Consider the following 13,318-nt stretch of genomic DNA (forward strand, 5'->3'; position numbering starts at 1 on the left):
AGAAATAGATTGTCCTCTAATCATTCGACAACCTCGTAAGTTTCTTTAAGGAATCCTCGTTCGTGAGTTTCACGAACGGGCGGGGAGGATGTCAATATATTCTACTGCTTGTTTACTCTTGCTCTGCAGGTCATCAATCAAATTTCCTATACTAAAAGTTGATTCCTTTACATTTGTCGCCAATTCTCTAATCTCGTCAGCAACTACAGCAAAGCCTTGACCTTTAGTTCCAGCTCTAGCTGCTTCTATTGATGCATTTAATGCAAGAATATTTGTTTGTTCTGCAATATCATCGATAGTTTGGATAACTTCACTTATCTTTTTACACTTTGTATTTAAATTATCTATAATGCTATTTAAATTTGTAGTAGTGCCATCTATTTCCACCATTCCATTCATAATTGTATTAGCTTTATCCATTCCCTCTGACGCTAAACTATCAGTCTCTGTAGTTAATTCAGTAGACATATTAATCTGTCTCGCTGTTTCTTCAACAGAATTATCAATTTCTTGCATTAGATCAAAATTATCTTCAAGATTGACCGCTTGTACCTGAACTGTTTCTGCCACTTCCTCAGAAATTGAACTTAATTGTTCACTAGCATCATTAACTTGACTCGATTCATGATGGATTTTATTGACTAGCTTTCTTAAATGTTCAGTCATCCAATTAAATCTATTAGCTAATTCTTCAAGTTCATCTCTACTATTCACTTCAATATATGTAGTCAAATCTCCATCGGCTATCTTTCTTGCACCATTAATGATTCTTTTGATAGGAGTAGTAATAATACGAGTAACTATCACCCCTAATAATAGTGCTACAATTCCCATTGTAATTAATTCACTAATCTTTCGATTCTCTTTCATCATTTTCATAACTGCGGTTTGAATATTATCATTACTCATTTTATCAATATTTCTTAAACCTTTATGCACATCCTGTAACTGAGTCATTACTTGATTAATCTGATGTATATTCTCATTAGCATAATAAACTATACCACCTAAGACGAAAATAACTATTATTGAACAAGCCAATAGTTTAGCCATCAAATTAATTTTTATCTTTTTCATTTTTATCTCCTCCTGAGGATATTAAGTTAATTAAATTATAAGACATAAGTTTGAAAATATTATGAAGTATACTAATATAATAACTGATATCTTTAAGTTACATTTAATCACTGTATCTTTTCCTCATTTATACCAATCCCGGGAATACAGGGGTAATATTAATTATTATAACACCTTATACCATGATTTGTCAACAAGCTAAAGATTTAAGTTCGCAATTAATTTCTTTAAAAGTTCTGCTGAATTTATAAGACCATCTTTTTCTTGAGATGATAGTTTGGGAGTGAGTGTACTCCTAATCCCTTCTTTATTGATAATAGTTGGTAAACTTAAATATAGGTCATTTAAACCATACTCCCCTTGCATTAATGTGGAAAGAGTAAGAATTGAATTTTCATCTCTAAGAATACTTTCTACAATTCTTCTTACAGCCAGAGCAATTGCATAATAAGTTGCTTCTTTCTTTTCTATAATCTCATATGCTGACTCTTTAACTTTACTAGCAATTGAACCTTTAGCTTCCCAATCACACTTATCACCACAATCTTCACAGAATTGGTCAAAGGATATACCAGAAATATTAGTTACACTCCAGACGGCAACTTCACTATCACCATGTTCTCCAATAATATAACCGTGGATATTTCTAGCATCTATATTACAATGTTGACTTAAAATATACCGGAAACGGGAACTATCAAGAGTTGTACCTGAACCAATTACTCGCTTTGGTGGTAACCCTGATATTTTCCAAGTTATATAGGATAAGATGTCAACCGGATTAGTAACTACTAATAATAGAGTATCATCACTAATGTTTTTTGTTATTTTAGGGATCATATCTTTAAATATATCCACATTCCGTTTAACTAAATCTAATCTTGTCTCATCAGGCTTTTGATTAGCACCGGCTGTTATGATTACAATATCAGCATTCTGACAACCTGAATAATCTCCAGTTGTAATCTCAACCGGTCGCACAAATGAAGCACCATGTCGCAAATCCATTGCTTCCCCTTCTGCTTTATCTTTATTGATATCTATTAGAACTATCTCTGAAACTAAACCACCTAACATTAATGTATAAGCTATTGTTGACCCTACAAATCCAACCCCGACTATTGCTACTTTATTTCCTTCTTCTTTTATTTTCAATATTATATCCTCCCTTAATCTGATTATAAACTACTATTATCATTATCTCTTCTAATAAAAACTATTCAATAATCAAAATACAGGAGAATTTCCTGGGAAAACTCTTTTTTCGTCAATAAAATAAAGATTAGTATTTATAATCGCCTTAAAAGAAAAAAAGACCACCAATCTTGGCAGTCTTTTTTAATATAATTTAGTTATTAACATTTAATAAGATTTGGTTGTGATTATTAATTAAAATCTCCTCTTATAAGCATCTGGCATCTACATACCTCAAAATTATTCTACTTTATTCAAACCATTTATTATAAATTTCATCGTAAGTACCATTCTCTTTTAACTTAGTAATTGCACCATTAATCTCTTTCTCTAATTTATCATCACCTTCTCTAACAGCTATGCCATAATTTTCATCAGTAAATGGTTTGCCAACTATCTTGACATCTGGATTTTCCATAATATAAGCTGCTGTTACCGGCAAGTCATTAACTACAGCGTCAATTCGACCGTTCTTTAATTCAATATATGCTTGAGTCATCTTTTCATATCTCTTAATCTCTTTTAAATTCTCCATTTCTGAAGCCTTTAAATCACCAGTAGTTCCTAACTGCACACCAACTACCTTGCCTGTTAAATCTTCTGGACTTTTAATGCTATCATCGTTATCCATAACTGCAATTACCTGACCAGCATTAAAATAAGGTTGGGTAAAGTCTACTGCTTTCTCTCTTTTCTCAGTAATCGTCATCGCAGAAACGACCACATCATACTTCTTAGACTTTAAACTTGGAATTAAGCCATCAAAAGCTGTATCTACAAACTCTACTTTTAGCCCTAATTCCTTTCCTACTGCTTTCATAATCTCAACATCAAAACCTACGATTTTACCATCTTGATCAATATATTCAAATGGCTTATAATCAGCAGAAGTCCCAACTACTATCTTTCCTTTTGCTGTTATTTGATCAAATGTTGTTTTTGCCTTTCCTTGCTTGTCATTACCACCACTATTACTACAACCCATTACTCCTACAACTAAAATTAATCCTAATAATACTACTAAAAATCGCTTCATTCCTTTATTCACCTTGAATACCTCCTAATTTATTTAAGATAACATATATAAGTAACTTAACCGATTATAATTATACAGCAAAAAATATAATTATGCAATGGTTTTTATAAAAATAAATCTTTAAAATAACAAAAACGATAATCTTCACTAATAGAAGATTGACCTCCACCTTAATCTTACCCAATATTCACAATCACGTATTACACCTTACCATATTTTAACTCTGCTATCTACTATCCAACTAGTTTAAGTAATTTTTCTAGTTATTAAACTAACCCTAAACAGAAATAATAAACAAAAAGCAAGTAAAATAGGAGGTATTAATCTATGTTTAAACAGATAGAACAACATATGAAGTTTGGTGGCATGAAAGTTAAAAATGAAGTTCCAATCGAAGAAATTAACGATTTTATCTTAAGCTTACCAGATGAGAAGCGAGATAGTTGGGCAGAGGTGACTCAGATTTTAGAAGATAAAGGGATGATTAGTATGGAGGGTGGAAATGAGTATAGTACGATTGATGATGAGTTATTAGATGCACAGGTGGAAGAGAATCGGAGGATTTAAAGTTAGAATAATTAAGAGTCGCTATAGAAGTATATTGACTAGAGATTATCCATAATTTCAATTTCCTATACAATTAGAAAGCCTCACGACTACTCCAGTAATCGTAAGGCTTTCTAAATTTAATTATAATAATTCCCTTTAGGAATAACTAGCCAACAGATAATATAAGCAATTAAACCTGATCCAGCGCCGATAAATAATAGAATCCAAAGTAACCTTATTATCGTAGAATCAACATCAAAATATTCAGCAATCCCACCGCAAATACCAGCAACCATTTTATCAGTATTAGACCGATATAATTTTTGTCTCATATCTTTTTATCCTCCACTTCTTAGCTTAAAGCTTCATTATTATTTATATTCAAGAAAATGAAGTAAGTTCCTCTTTATTATTCTAACCAATTGAAGAATATTGAAAAATTATGAAATAACTAATTCTTTCTATTCATAACTCAAAGCATCTACTGGATCTAAAGCTGCTGCTTTCATGGCAGGATAGATACCAAAGAAGATACCGATCAAAAGTGAAAAACTAAAGGCTACTATCACTGATAAATTAGAAACGACAAAAGGCCAGCCTGCAAACTGAGCAATAAGGTAAGCGCCTATATACCCTAAGCCAATTCCTAATACTCCTCCGATGCCGCTTAAAGCTAATGATTCAATTAGAAATTGAGTTAGTATATCTTTCTTCTTGGCTCCTAATGCTTTACGAATTCCTACTTCTTTAGTTCTTTCGGTGACTGATACTAACATAATATTCATGATTCCAATACCACCTACTAATAATGAAATGGCAGCTATCCCTCCTAACATTAGAGTCATCGAATTAGTAACATCATTGATAGTATCTAGAATCTGATCTTGGCTCATAATATGAAACCCATCTTTGTCTCCTATAGCCTTAATTAAGAAGTATTCGATTTGATCTACTGCCTCTGAGGCTACTTCAGATGACCTAGCTTGAGCTGTAAACCCACTGACATAATTACTGTTAGCTAGCTTGTTCATATAAGTAGTACTAGGAATATAAGCTTGGCTATTTAAATCACCTACTGGTCCACCGGTACTTTTATCTTCCATGACCCCTACTACTGTAAATAATAGAGTACGATTTTGATAATTAAATTTAATGCTTTTCCCTAATGGATTACTGTCCGGAGATAATTCATTAACTAATTCAGAACCTAAGACTATGATATTATTAGCTTCTTTAAGATCATCTGGACCAATGAACTTTCCTTGTCGTGGGTAATAATCATAGATTTCTTGATAAGCTGCTTCTGTTCCTACTACTGTCGCCTGTATATTATTTTCTCCTTTAATTAGTAATCCGCTTCCTTGGTTATTAGGGAGCACAACTTTAACATCTGGGCAACTCTTCTCAATATACTCTGCCATTTCTAAAGTAAATACATTAGTAGCTGTAGAGCTTACTCCACTTCTACCCCATCTATATCCTCGCCTGATATTAATTAAATTAGAACCTAAATTAGATATCCTAGCTGTAATCCGCTGTTGAGTTCCGGTACCTATAGAAACAATAGCAATTACTGCTCCTACTCCAATGATAATTCCTAGCATGGATAAGAATGTTCTTAATTTATTAGCTTTTAAACTATTAAGCGCGATAATTATTATTTCAAAGATCATGCTACCACCTCATCTTCGACTAGCTCACCGTCAAGAAGATGTAAGATTCGTTTAGCACTATGACCTACTTTTTTGGAATGAGTAACGAGGACAATAGTATGTCCCTGTTCATTTAAATCATGAAAGATATCGATAATCTCATTCTCAGTCTCCGAATCAAGATTTCCAGTTGGTTCATCGGCCAAAATTAATGAAGGATTATTAGCTAAAGCCCGAGCAATAGCAACTCGCTGTTTTTGACCACCTGATATCTCATTGGGATAATGATCTAATCTATGTCCTAATCCTACTTTCTCTAATACATCTTTGGCTTTAACTCTTCTCTCTTTTCGACCTACTCCTGCATAAATTAGTGGTACTTCTACATTATGCAATATTGATCTTCTCGGCAATAGGTTAAACTGTTGAAAGACAAAACCAATCCTTTTATTACGAATCACTGCCAATTGTTTCTCATTAGCTAGACTGACATCTTCATTGTCTAGTAAGTATTCTCCTGAAGTCGGCTGATCTAAACAACCTATTAGATGCATCAAAGTCGATTTCCCAGAACCAGAAGGCCCCATAATAGCTACCATTTCTCCATCTTCGATTGTAAAAGAGACCTCTTTTAAAGCTTTTACTGCTATCTCTTTACCGTCATTATATACTTTACTTAAGTCTTTGACTGCTAGCATTAATGGCCTCCTCCTCTCATCATTCTAGGACCTCCGTCTCCTTGTTGTAAATTTTGGGCTCCATTAGCAAACATATAAGTATTAATTAAAATCTTATCTCCAGCCTGTAACCCTTCTTTAATTACAACATTTCTTCCGCTAGAAACACCTATCTTTACGTTGACCGGTGTCGGTTTCCCTTTAACTATCTTGACTGCCTTAGTCTCGCCTTTTTCATTATAAACAGCAGTGATCGGAAGTATTAATTGTTCCTTAATCTGTTCTACTATTATCTCTACCTCTGCTGAAAAACCAGGTCTAATAAATTTAGGTTTCTCTTTAATAGCAACCATAACTGGAAGAGTTACCACTCCACTATTCACCTCTGCATTAGCTCCAATATCTACTACTTCTCCTTTTAATTCTTGATTCGGTAAGGCCTCCATTGTAATTCGAGCCGGTTGCCCTAACTCTAGTTGTCGGCTATCACTCTCATCAACACTGACTTCGACCTGGTAACCGCTGTTATCGATTAACTTAGCTACCGTTTTATCCTGATCCTGAGCCGTATAACTTCCTTCTTCGATTGAAATTTCATTAATTATACCTGCAAAAGGAGCTTTTAACTTAGTCTCATCTAATCTATCTTTGGCTATCTTTAAATTCAACTCTGCTTCTTTAATTTTAGATTCTGTACCGCTAATTACTATCGTTTCATAACTATTTTTAGCTTTAATATAGTTTAATCGTTGCTCATCATTTTCAATTTCCATTAATACTTGACCTTTTTCTACTCTTGCTCCTTCTTCAATATTAATTGATTTAACCGTTCCATTTGTCTTAAAGTATAAATCTTGACTCTCAACCGGCTCCACAGTACCACTAACAGATATCATCTTCTCTAAACTATCTTTTTTGACAGTCATAATCATATTAGAACGAATATCTTTTTGTGTCAATGGCTTACTAACAGTAGAAGATTTCTGTTTAATGAACTTACTCCAACCAAAGAAACCTAATCCTATAATTAATATTATTGCTAAACCAATACCGACCCATTTCTTCACATTACTTCCCTCCCCAAAATTCTTTGCTACCTATATAATCAATTAATTCTAATTTGCTCAATAATAATTTATCCTTAGCTTCTTTTAAATTAATCCTAGTTTCTTGTAAGGCTAACTCTTTTTTATGAAATTCAATTTGAGTAATTAATCCTCTTTCTAACTGTCTCTTACCTATCTTCTTATCCAACTTAGCCTTCTCTAACCGCAATTCTTTACCTTCCAGATTATTTTGGTTAGCTTCTATTCGAGTTACTAATTTATCTATCTCAAGTTTTAAACCTTTAACTATATCTTGATATTCTCTATTTGTAATCTCTATCTGTTCATTTAAATCTTTCATTGCTAATTCTTGTTGCCCGCTATCAAAGATATTATACGAAAGATTAATTCCAGCACTCCATTCTTGATTAAGAGAATTATAATTGCCATTTAGATTAATATCCGGCTTATCTTCAAGCTTACTCCAATGCAATTCATACTCCGCTTTCTTCTTGCTTAATTTATTCTTCAATAATTTAACACTATTATCCATAGCTAACTCAACTAACCTTGGCTTATCATGCAATTTAATAGAGGATGAATTTATAATTGCTTTTAATTGAACCAAGTAATCTGAGCTAGCATTTAATTTCAAACTCTTTTCGTTAGAAAGACCTAATTGATTACTTAAAGCTTTCTTAGCCTGTTGATAATTATTTTTTGTATTCTTCAATTGATATTGCGCCTCTTTTAAATTAGCTTTGGCGCTTAGAAGTTCTAACTCACCGGCTTCTCCTACCTTCTTTTGAGCCATAACTTCATCTAGCTCTTTTTGAGCTATCTTATATCTTTCATTAGCCAAACCATAACTTTCTTTTAACCTAAGTAGATTAAGATAAGCTTCAGTCCAGTTAATTATCTTACTATTCTTTTCATCCTTTAGTGCTACCTGGGCCTCCTTTAAATCCATCTTTCGCTTAATATAATTCTGTTCTGCATTAATTGGTAACCGTGGATAAATATTTTGATCAACATTTAATTGAAATTCAGCATCATTAATTGAATCTGCAGATAAGTTATCGTTTCTAGAGTAAACCTCAGACCTTAAAGATAGCCCTGACCAATAATCCTTAGTGGCTGATAGGGAAATATCCAATTCTTGAAAATTATTATCTTCTCCATCAGATGAACTATCAATATCAGATATCTTATCAGTATCAAAATTATTAACCTGAGTCTTAATAGTAGTGTCTAACTGCCAGTCAGAACCAGCTTTAATCTCTTTAAGTCCTCTCTTCAATTGATTAAGATTTTGTTTCATCTTCATTATCTCTATATTATGTTTTAGCCCCCAATGCACTCCTTCTTCAAAAGTCATTTCTTGAGCTAAAGCTGAATTAGAGAATAATAATATAGCAAATAATATTACTAACATAACTAATAGTCTACCTCTGGGTAAGGTCATTAATTAATCCCTCCACTTCCAACTCCATATTAGACTTTAACTCCAAATATTTTTTGTAATAATCAATTATTACTGATTGATAATTCTGCTTAGCCTCTAATAATTGGACTTCCGATGCTAACACTTCTTCTTGCGATGCTAAACCATTCTCTTCTTTCTTCGTTATCATATTATGATTTTCTTTAACCCTATTAAGGTCTTCTTGTCGCAAACTAAGCTTATTAATAGCTTGTTTAAAATTATAATAACTCACGTAAAGTGATTTCCTTATATCTTCTTCCGACTCTTCTTTCTTTAGTTTAGCAATTTGCAAATTATTCTTCGCTTTTTCTAAATCAAGTCGGGAAGTTAATGATTGCTGAGCCTTAATTAATCCTTGTTTAGCCACTTTAATCTGCATTGCTTCTATCTTTAACTCACTATTATTCTCAAAACCGACATTTAAAACTTCAGCTTCAGTAATCTGCCATAACTCTGGCTTCTTTAAAACTTGTAAATTTAAACTTTGCTGTTGATTCTGATTAATTATAAATCTAAGTTCCCGTATAGCTTCCGAATAATTATCCTTAGACTCCTCAAAGTTAGCTTTAGCATCATGATACGCATTTGTCTGCTCTATTAAGTCTAAATTATTCTTATGTCCTTTTGCGAATTGAGCTTTAGTCTTATCTAATCTAAGCTTCTCTAACTCTAATTTCTTTCTTTTGATCTTCACATTCTTTTCAGCTAATACTACTTCAGCATAATCAGTTAATACTTCTTTAATTAATTGAACTTGGTCTTGATAATACTGATTTTGAGCCTGCATCAAATTCAATTTAGTCCTCATTTCAGAGTAATTGGACTGTGTAGTAAGATTACTAGCTTTGCTCTTTTGATATTCGATCTTTGCATTGGCTAATTCTAACTCTGCAATCTGTAAATCAGTATTACCATCCAACACTACGTTAATAGCCTTTGACACTGTTAAGACCTCTTCGTTATTGGCAAGTATTATAGTTGATGTAGAAATTATAAATATTAAACAGGTTATTATTAATAAAGATTTAGTTCTTAATTTCACATTAACCCCTCCTCTGTTGCTAAGTTTATTTTCTAACCTTACTTCTCTCTTTCAATCTCTTAGGAAGATTAACTACTTTCTTACTGTTAATTATATCATAACTAAACTTAAAAAACTTTAATTAAAAAATGAACTTTTTTTGACTAACTAAAAATAAATGCCAGACAACTCATTTTAAAGTCATCTGACATTTATCTTCCAAATATAAAAGAAATAAATATTCTAATCATATAATAGATAAACTAAAATCCCAGCAACTATCGGTACCGGAATAGCAAGTAATAGCCTCAAACCAACAATCTTAGCATCAAAAAAGACAAGACCATACGCAACCCTAGCTAAGCCTATAGCTCCATATCCCATAAGCATGGCCATAACTACACTTATATGAGCTCCTTTATCAGCAATTGATTTAATTATAGGGTATACAGCATACGGTCCACCTTGTAACACACCGCCTAAAAGGCCACCTCTAATTATTCCTTTAATCCCTGTATCTTCTCCAAACCATTCCATCACCGTTTCCATCGGTAGAAGTAACCCTATTGCTCTTGAAATCAAAAGAGCAGCAAAGATCAAAGTAAATAGACTCGCAAAGGTCTTTCCAGCTCCAGTGATACCTTTTTTAGCTACCTCAGGCTTTGTAACTCCTAAATATAGATAAAGTATTATCGCCCCAAAGATAATGATTCGCTGTGCCCATCCTTTGCCAAATAAGATTCCAAACCAGTTCATATTTAATCAACTCCTCACTCCTCTACTCAATTTGAATATTATCGGCTAAATAAGTCTAATGTTTATAATGGTTCGTAAGCCCTTATAGATTTGTTCACCTCAATTATATTTGAAATCTAGGTTCTTACATAATCAATTGATACCGCCTACGAATTCCGCAACGACTTCCATAAATAAAGCATGGGTTGTTTTCAAACTCCCTAACGGTCAAACAGAAAACAACTTTTACCATGCTTTATTTATTACAGTCTGCAACCTTAAATGGTTCTTGTATGATTTATTCAATAGGGAGTGCCCCTGGTGCTCCATTCTAAATGGCTAACATCAATCGATTATGCACGAAGACTAAATTTTTAACCGACATTACTCAATTTATAACTAAATTATACATTTATATATAATAATATCTAAAATTAGTTGACGTGTCAATTAATTTTACATTATGTATATAAACAGAAACTGCTGATATTAAATCAGCAGTTTAAATTACGGTCTCGTACGCTCTTGTAAATAATTATAAATAGTAGTTGCTATCTTTTCACTAATACCATGTACTTCACTAAGTTCATCTATTGAGGCGCTCCGAATCTTATCCAGAGATCCGAAATGTTTCAACAAACTTTCTCTCCGTTTCTTGCCAACACCCGAAATATCATCTAACATCGAATGGGTAATGCGTCGTGATCGTAACTTGCGGTGATAACTAACTGCAAAACGATGTGCTTCATCTCTAACTCGTTGGATCAAATATAAGGATTCTCCATCGCGCGGTAAGATAATAGGTTCTGGTTCTCCTTTGACAAAGACTTCTTCCTCTCTCTTAGCTAGGCCAAAGATAGGTTGATCTCCTACTCCTAAATCATCTAAGATTTCTAAAGCAGCATTTAATTGTCCTTTACCACCATCAATCAAAATTAAATCCGGCATCTCTTTACCTTCATTAATAATCCGAGAATACCTCCGCTCGACAACCTCTTGCATCATCGCAAAGTCATTCGGGCCTTCAACTGTCTTAATCTTAAACCGACGATAATCACTCTTCTTAGGCCGCCCATTCTCAAAGACTACTAAAGAAGCTACTGGATCTGTTCCCTGGATATTAGAGATATCAAAACCTTCAATCCTAATCGGTGGTTTATCTAAGTCTAGATAAGTCTGTAATTCTTTGACTCCTTTTAACGGTTTGCGACTTTGATAATCAGATTTAATTAAGTAATCCTTTAGATTGTACTTAGCATTCCGCTGAGCCATATTAACTAATTCTCGTTTAGCACCTCGCTGTGGGTTTTTAAGATATACTCGCGATCCTCGTTTTTCATTAAGCCAATCTTCAATTATTTCCTTATCCTCAATCTCTATCTCTAATAATATCTCCTTGGGAATATAATTAATATTCATGTAGTATTGCTTCAAAAAGGCAGTTAAGGTCTCATCTATAGCTTCGACTGATGTTCCTTCCATAATAAAGTCTTCTTGTCCGACTAATCTACCATTTCTAACGACCATCACCTGTACACAAGCCAGACTATCCTCATGCGCAGTAGCAATAATATCTTGATCTTCAAAGTCAGGTGAAACTACTTTCTGCTTCTTAGTAATATCCTTAATCGCTTGTATCTGATCACGTAATTCAGCTGCTCGTTCAAACTCTCTTCGGTTCGCTGCTTCCTGCATCTCATTCTCAAGTTGTTTAATTAAATCCTGCTGCTTACCTTTTAAGAATAGAATAATCTCCTTAATCATCTTATTATACTTAGTCACATCTATATCCTCAACACAAGGCCCCAAGCACTTTTCAATATGATAATTTAGACAAGCCCGCTCTTCTTTCTTATTTTGTGAAATACTTTTTTTACAATCCCGTAAAGGAAATAGATCGCGTAATAATTTTAATGTTTTATGCACAGCACTCACATTAGTATAAGGACCAAAATACTTAGCCCCATCTTTTCTTACAATTCTAGTCATATAGACCCGAGGATAGTCTTCATTAGTTGTAACTTTTATATAAGGATAAGTCTTATCATCCTTCAAACGAATATTAAACTTTGGATTATGCTTCTTAATCATCGTTGCTTCTAGAATTAAAGCTTCCACCTCTGAATCGGTTACAACATAATCTAAATCTGCTATCCGCTTCACCAAAGCCTGAGTCTTAAATGAGTGATTACGAGATTTTTGAAAATAGGAGCGAACTCTCTTTCGCAAAGATTTAGCTTTACCAACATAGATTATCTGTCCAGACTTGTTTTTCATTAAGTAGATTCCTGGATCTTTTGGTAAGTTATCTAATTGTGTCTGTAACTTCATATTAACACTCCATCCATAATTCGGCTGATAGTAAAACCCATTAAAAATCATTTGACAGTCGAGTAAAAGCTGATAACTCTAATTAAAGTTATCAGACAGTCCTCTTCAAACCGTACATGAGATTTTCCCTCATACGGCTTCCCTTTAGACTTCATCTAAAGCTTTCACAAGTGTCAGTTTAATAAGCACTAGGTTTTATTAATCCGTATTTCTCAACTAATACCTTGTATGCTCCTTTACTATAGAGCTTGCTTCTTCTCTGACTTTTCCTTTTATAGTACCTGCCTAACCTACACTTTAGGTACCATTCTATATTCCTTTTTGCTTTATTTGGATAACTTACCCCTTCTATGGAAAAATAGTTTATCCAGCCTCTAATTTTTGAGTTTAGTTCATTTGCGATTCTCATTGGCACCAGATGGCCAGATTTCTTTAAATAACTTCCTATTTTCCTTCTTAACTTTTTCAGGGATTTCTTACTCGGGAATACATTCCAATATCTCTTGTCTTCATT

13 protein-coding genes are annotated in these 13,318 nt (G+C 33.2%); 1 reads left to right on the forward strand and 12 read right to left on the reverse strand.

Going from position 1 to position 13,318, the window contains the following annotated elements:
• Window positions 1-69 precede the first annotated feature (69 nt).
• The 3 genes from BM077_RS13230 to BM077_RS13240 all read right to left on the reverse strand — a co-directional run bounded on the left by BM077_RS13230 (window position 70) and on the right by BM077_RS13240 (window position 3,307).
• Window positions 70-1,077: a methyl-accepting chemotaxis protein gene (locus tag BM077_RS13230; RefSeq protein WP_089751130.1), complete on the reverse strand. Its 1,008-nt coding sequence runs from the start codon at window positions 1,075-1,077 to the stop codon at window positions 70-72.
• A 198-nt stretch (window positions 1,078-1,275) separates the two neighbouring features.
• Window positions 1,276-2,232 (reverse strand): L-lactate dehydrogenase, encoded by a 957-nt coding sequence (locus BM077_RS13235; protein ID WP_218140293.1) that lies wholly within the window; start codon window positions 2,230-2,232, stop codon window positions 1,276-1,278.
• A gap of 289 nt (window positions 2,233-2,521) precedes the next feature.
• Entirely contained in the window at window positions 2,522-3,307 is a 786-nt protein-coding gene (locus BM077_RS13240) for a basic amino acid ABC transporter substrate-binding protein (protein ID WP_089751132.1), read from the reverse strand.
• 327 nt (window positions 3,308-3,634) lie between these two features.
• Between BM077_RS13240 and BM077_RS13245 the strand changes: the two genes are divergently transcribed.
• A complete protein-coding gene (locus tag BM077_RS13245; protein WP_089751127.1) occupies window positions 3,635-3,874 on the forward strand; it encodes a hypothetical protein in 240 nt (79 codons plus the stop codon).
• Window positions 3,875-3,993: 119 nt separating this feature from the next.
• Here BM077_RS13245 and BM077_RS13250 read toward each other — a convergent pair whose 3' ends face one another.
• The 9 genes from BM077_RS13250 to BM077_RS13290 all read right to left on the reverse strand — a co-directional run.
• Window positions 3,994-4,188, reverse strand: coding sequence for a PspC domain-containing protein (locus tag BM077_RS13250; protein WP_089751124.1), 195 nt, complete (start codon window positions 4,186-4,188; stop codon window positions 3,994-3,996).
• Between the two features lie 129 nt (window positions 4,189-4,317).
• Window positions 4,318-5,529 (reverse strand): ABC transporter permease, encoded by a 1,212-nt coding sequence (locus BM077_RS13255; RefSeq protein WP_089751122.1) that lies wholly within the window; start codon window positions 5,527-5,529, stop codon window positions 4,318-4,320.
• Complete coding sequence (locus BM077_RS13260; protein ID WP_089751120.1) at window positions 5,526-6,206, reverse strand: ABC transporter ATP-binding protein; 681 nt, start codon at window positions 6,204-6,206, stop codon at window positions 5,526-5,528. Before BM077_RS13260 ends, BM077_RS13255 begins: the two co-directional genes overlap by 4 nt.
• Window positions 6,206-7,252: an efflux RND transporter periplasmic adaptor subunit gene (locus BM077_RS13265; RefSeq protein WP_089751118.1), complete on the reverse strand. Its 1,047-nt coding sequence runs from the start codon at window positions 7,250-7,252 to the stop codon at window positions 6,206-6,208. The genes BM077_RS13260 and BM077_RS13265 overlap by 1 nt, the downstream gene beginning before the upstream one ends.
• Before the next feature lies 1 nt (window position 7,253).
• On the reverse strand, window positions 7,254-8,696 hold the full coding sequence (locus BM077_RS13270) for a TolC family protein (protein ID WP_089751116.1): 1,443 nt from the start codon (window positions 8,694-8,696) through the stop codon (window positions 7,254-7,256).
• Window positions 8,677-9,660, reverse strand: coding sequence for a TolC family protein (locus tag BM077_RS13275; RefSeq protein WP_143018644.1), 984 nt, complete (start codon window positions 9,658-9,660; stop codon window positions 8,677-8,679). The genes BM077_RS13270 and BM077_RS13275 overlap by 20 nt, the downstream gene beginning before the upstream one ends.
• 321 nt (window positions 9,661-9,981) lie before the next feature.
• Window positions 9,982-10,494 (reverse strand): permease, encoded by a 513-nt coding sequence (locus tag BM077_RS13280; RefSeq protein WP_089751111.1) that lies wholly within the window; start codon window positions 10,492-10,494, stop codon window positions 9,982-9,984.
• A 486-nt stretch (window positions 10,495-10,980) separates the two neighbouring features.
• Window positions 10,981-12,804, reverse strand: coding sequence for an excinuclease ABC subunit UvrC (gene uvrC / locus BM077_RS13285; RefSeq protein ID WP_089751110.1), 1,824 nt, complete (start codon window positions 12,802-12,804; stop codon window positions 10,981-10,983).
• A 178-nt stretch (window positions 12,805-12,982) separates the two neighbouring features.
• Window positions 12,983-13,318 (reverse strand): group II intron maturase-specific domain-containing protein (locus BM077_RS13290; protein WP_304441019.1); only part of this gene is annotated, 336 nt, incomplete at its 5' end.

The organism is Candidatus Frackibacter sp. WG13 (assembly GCF_900114655.1).
Classification (GTDB): domain Bacteria; phylum Bacillota; class Halanaerobiia; order Halobacteroidales; family Acetohalobiaceae; genus Frackibacter.

Excerpts from the sequence above, each read along its gene's own strand:
- BM077_RS13230 (WP_089751130.1), bottom strand. The coding sequence starts at position 1,077 with ATGAAAAAGATAAAAATTAATTTGATGGCTAAACTATTGGCTTGTTCA.
- BM077_RS13240 (WP_089751132.1), bottom strand. The coding sequence starts at position 3,307 with ATGAAGCGATTTTTAGTAGTATTATTAGGATTAATTTTAGTTGTAGGA.
- BM077_RS13245 (WP_089751127.1), top strand. The coding sequence starts at position 3,635 with ATGTTTAAACAGATAGAACAACATATGAAGTTTGGTGGCATGAAAGTT.
- BM077_RS13250 (WP_089751124.1), bottom strand. The coding sequence starts at position 4,188 with ATGAGACAAAAATTATATCGGTCTAATACTGATAAAATGGTTGCTGGT.
- BM077_RS13255 (WP_089751122.1), bottom strand. The coding sequence starts at position 5,529 with ATGATCTTTGAAATAATAATTATCGCGCTTAATAGTTTAAAAGCTAAT.
- BM077_RS13260 (WP_089751120.1), bottom strand. The coding sequence starts at position 6,206 with ATGCTAGCAGTCAAAGACTTAAGTAAAGTATATAATGACGGTAAAGAG.
- BM077_RS13270 (WP_089751116.1), bottom strand. The coding sequence starts at position 8,696 with ATGACCTTACCCAGAGGTAGACTATTAGTTATGTTAGTAATATTATTT.
- BM077_RS13280 (WP_089751111.1), bottom strand. The coding sequence starts at position 10,494 with ATGAACTGGTTTGGAATCTTATTTGGCAAAGGATGGGCACAGCGAATC.
- uvrC (WP_089751110.1), bottom strand. The coding sequence starts at position 12,804 with ATGAAGTTACAGACACAATTAGATAACTTACCAAAAGATCCAGGAATC.